This window comes from Blastococcus mobilis (genome assembly GCF_900188025.1).
GTDB lineage: Bacteria > Actinomycetota > Actinomycetes > Mycobacteriales > Geodermatophilaceae > Blastococcus_B > Blastococcus_B mobilis.
In genome coordinates this window covers 1-1,309 of the sequence record NZ_FZNO01000081.1, presented here as the reverse complement: position 1 = coordinate 1,309, position 1,309 = coordinate 1, and the positions used below count along the sequence as shown (strand labels likewise).

The following is a 1,309-nucleotide window of genomic DNA, read 5'->3' as shown; positions in this document are numbered from 1 at the left end:
ACCTTCGACCCCCACGTCCCGCCAGCGCAACAAGCCGTCCTCGACGCGCTCCAGGACACCGGCAGTCACGCACTAACCAAATGAGCCAACTCGGGTCTGGACTACGTGCTGCTCCCCCTGGTCACCGGTTCGCCTCCCGGTGCGCCTGTCCTGCCGGCTTTGTGCCGAGGGGATCACCGTGACCACCACCGCCCGCAACGTCGGCTGTCAGGCACTGCCCTACGCCTCCAGGCAGCACGCCTGTCTGGCGGCCTGGGCGAGGTTGATCAACGTGTGCACCCTGCAGTCGCCGGCCGTGATGTGTCTGCTGTCCGATGACGCGGCACCCCACCCGGCGAGTACCGGGTGAAGTGGGCCTGTCAGGAATCAAGCTGTTGTTTCCCGGATCCGCGGTCGACGATCTGCTATGCGCGTCGACGAAGAGGTCCGCGGCCAGCTCGCCACCAGGTTCGAGGTGCTGCTGATGTCGCCGCTGCGCTGGACGACGAAGTCGCTGCGGCACCTGGCCACCGAGTTGACCGGGCAGGGCCATCCGGTCTCCGCCCCGACGGTGGGCCGGCTGCTGCGGCAGGCCGGCTTCAGTCTGCAGGGCACGGCCAAGACCCTGGAGGGCAAGCAGCATCCCGACCGCGATGCGCAGTTCGCCTACATCAACGAGCAGGTCAAGGCCCATCAGGCCGCCGGTGCGCCGGTGATCAGCGTGGATGCGAAGAAGAAGGAGCAGGAGGACGTCGGCCTGGAGCTCGCCCGGGTTGTCGTCGACCTGATCGCCGCAACCCCCTCGAAGCCTGTCGCATGAGCGCTGTTCTGTCTTGCGGCTCGCACTCTGGGCCTGACTCCGGCCGGAGGTGCCCACTACCAGGACATCGGGCACGACCGACTGACCGTCGTCGTCACCCCTGGCCGTCCCTGGGCATGGTCCAGTCGCCCCGTGACCGCTCGTCATCTGGCAGTGCCGCGCTGGTCACCACACGATCACCGCGGTCCGCGAGGCGGTTCGTGCCGGCCTGGCCCTGCCGTTCTGTCCGACCTTGCGGTGGCCGACGACATCGCGGCCGGACGCCGGGTCGCCCTCCGGACGACGGGCCTCGACTTGACCCGCGAACTTCGCGCGGTGTGGGTCGGCGCGGACACCCGCCTCCGGGCCCGGCGCGGGATCTGATCGCGGTCTGGGGATGGTTCCCGCGCTGATCCGACCGGCAACCTGGCTCCTCGGACGCCGGCGAGCGTCACGTCACGATGGGTCATGGCCCACGTGACCTCGGACCTGTTCAGCGCGCTGCTGGATTCGCGGGCGGGTGGGACGGCG

At 69.3% G+C, this 1,309-nt stretch carries 1 protein-coding gene and 1 pseudogene; both read left to right on the top strand.

Features of this window, described 5'->3' with window-relative positions:
- Positions 1-178: 178 nt before the first annotated feature.
- Positions 179-349, top strand: a complete 171-nt coding sequence (locus CHB94_RS25555; RefSeq protein WP_176445748.1) for a hypothetical protein — start codon at positions 179-181, stop codon at positions 347-349.
- 117 nt (positions 350-466) lie between these two features.
- Positions 467-721: pseudogene (locus CHB94_RS24330) on the top strand (ISAzo13-like element transposase-related protein); the annotation flags it as partial.
- Between the last annotated feature and the right edge of the window lie 588 nt (positions 722-1,309).